At 74.7% G+C, this 2,207-nt stretch carries 4 protein-coding genes; all 4 read left to right on the plus strand.

Features of this window, described 5'->3' with window-relative positions:
• Window positions 1-144 precede the first annotated feature (144 nt).
• Entirely contained in the window at window positions 145-885 is a 741-nt protein-coding gene (locus CCN39_RS16310) for a pyrimidine reductase family protein (protein ID WP_086842907.1), read from the plus strand.
• Window positions 882-1,436, plus strand: coding sequence for an RNA polymerase sigma factor (locus tag CCN39_RS16315; RefSeq protein ID WP_086842908.1), 555 nt, complete (start codon window positions 882-884; stop codon window positions 1,434-1,436). Before CCN39_RS16310 ends, CCN39_RS16315 begins: the two co-directional genes overlap by 4 nt.
• Entirely contained in the window at window positions 1,436-1,849 is a 414-nt protein-coding gene (locus tag CCN39_RS16320; RefSeq protein WP_086842909.1) for a hypothetical protein, read from the plus strand. The genes CCN39_RS16315 and CCN39_RS16320 overlap by 1 nt, the downstream gene beginning before the upstream one ends.
• A gap of 109 nt (window positions 1,850-1,958) precedes the next feature.
• Window positions 1,959-2,207: Asp23/Gls24 family envelope stress response protein (locus tag CCN39_RS16325; RefSeq protein WP_143264054.1), on the plus strand; the 249-nt coding region annotated here is incomplete at its 3' end.

Genomic DNA, 2,207 nt, shown 5'->3' on the forward strand with positions numbered 1-2,207 from the left:
CGATCAGCTCGTCGGCGGACAGCTCGGGACGGCGGCCGGTCAGGTGCGCGGGCATGGTCGCAGAGCCTATCCGCGCCCGTGGTACCGATGAGCGGGCATATCCCCCGGTAGAGACGTGTTTCACGTCCGTGCTGGGATGATCGGGTGCAGAGTGTGTGGCCCGAACGGACGGGCGAGCTGAGCGGTTCGGACCTCGAAGAGATCTACGCCTACCCCGAAGGCCTGGAGCGGCCCTGGGTGCAGGTGAACTTCGTCGCGTCCGCCGACGGCGCCGTCGAGATCGACACGACGTCCGCGGGGCTCTCGCACGAGGCCGACCGGAAGGTCTTCCTGCTGGGCCGCGACCTCGCCGACGTCATCCTGGTCGGCGCCGGGACCGCCCGCGCCGAGAACTACCGCGGGGTCGTCGCGGGCGCGAAACGCCTGGAGCGCCGTCGCCGGCTCGGATTCACCGGAGTTCCGCCGATCGCCGTCGTGACGCGCACGGCCAACCTGGACCCCGCTTCCCGGCTGTTCACCGAAACCGCCGTCCCCCCGATCGTGGTCACCACGGACACCGCCGACACCCGCGCCCTCGAAGCCGCCGGGGCCGAGGTTCTGCGCGCGGGCGCCGACGACGTCGACCTGCCCCGGGCGCTCGACCTGCTCGCCGCCCGCGGCCTGCGCCGGGTCGACTGCGAAGGCGGGCCCGGCCTCTTCGCCCGGCTCGTCGCCGCCGACCTCGTGGACCAGCTGTGCCTGACCGTCGCGCCGCTGCTGGTGGCCGGGACCGCGGGCCGGATCGCCGCGGGCGCCACGCCCGCCGTGCCGCGCCGGCTCGCCCTCGCGTCGATCCTGGTCGAGGACGGCTTCACGCTCCTGCGCTACCGCCGGGGCGCCGGGTGAGCGACGACGCCGAGCTGCTCGCCAGGGCCGCGGGCGGCGACGACACCGCGTTCGGCGCGCTGGTGCGGGAGCACACGCCCCGGATGTACCGGGTCGCGCTGCGGATCACCGGCAGCGCGGCCGAGGCCGAGGACGTGGTGCAGGAGGCGTGGCTGGCCGCGTGGCGGTCACTGGCCGGGTTCCGGCAGGAGTCGGCGGTGTCGACGTGGCTCTACCGCGTCGTCACCAACAGCGCGCTCGCCGTGCTGCGCCGCCGCCGTCCGACGGTCTCGCTCGACGACCCCGATCCGCAGTCCACTGTGGACAGCGCGCTGTTCGCTGCCGCGGTGCCCGGCCCCGAAGGCCGGGTCGTGCGGGCCGAAGAGGTCGACGCGGTGCTGCGGGCGGTCGGCCGGCTGGAGGTGTCCCAGCGCGTGCCGCTCGTGCTGCGGGAGCTGGAAGGGCTGAGCTACGAAGAGGTCGCCGAAGTGCTCGACGTGAACGTCGGTGCCTTGCGCTCCCGGCTGCACCGGGCCAGGGTGGCGCTGCTCGCCGAGTTGAGGGAGCGGTGATGGCCGAGACTCACGATCCCGAGCGGGACCCCCGCTGGGACGCCGTGCGCGCCGCGGCCCGGCGCCGGGTGCCGACCCCGCCCGGCCTGGTCGAACGCGTGCTGCGGGCCGTCGCGCGCGGCCGCCGGACGGCGGTGGAGGTCCCCGGCGAGGCGGGCCGGCTGCGCGTCACCGAAGGCGTCGTCGACCGGCTGGCCCGGACGATCGCCGCGGACCGGGCCCCGTTCGGCGTGCGGATCTCGGCCGTCGCCGTCGAGGACGACGTCGTGCAGGTGCTGGTGTCGGTCCGGTTCGGCATCATCGCCGACGCGGCCGCCGAAGCGCTCCGGCGGGAGGTCACCGCCGAGCTGTCCCGGCAACTGGGCGTCGCCTCGGTGGTGAACGTGCACGTCGTGGACGTCCACCCGGGGTGATGGCCCGAGGAAGCCGATTGGCTATTAACCCGATCGGGGGACCTTGCGTGAGGGTTTCGCGCCGCCGGGCATCGTAAGGGCGAGAACCCGCCGAGAGGAGCCCGTACGCATGCACCCCGAACGGACCGAAAGCCCCGGGACCGTGACACCGCTCAACGAAGAGGGCGCCGCCGGCCGCACCACCATCTCGTCGCTGGTCGTGCAGAAGGTGGCCGGCCTGGCCGCCCGCGAGGTCGCCGGCGTGCACACGCTGGGCGGCGGCGGGGTGTCACGCGCGATCGGCGCGCTGCGCGAGCGGATCCCCGGCTCCGGCACGGTGACCACCGCCGGGGTCTCGGTCGAGGTCGGCGAGAAGCAG

The sequence above is a fragment of the Amycolatopsis kentuckyensis genome (assembly GCF_002155975.1).
GTDB classification, from domain to species: Bacteria; Actinomycetota; Actinomycetes; order Mycobacteriales; family Pseudonocardiaceae; genus Amycolatopsis; species Amycolatopsis kentuckyensis.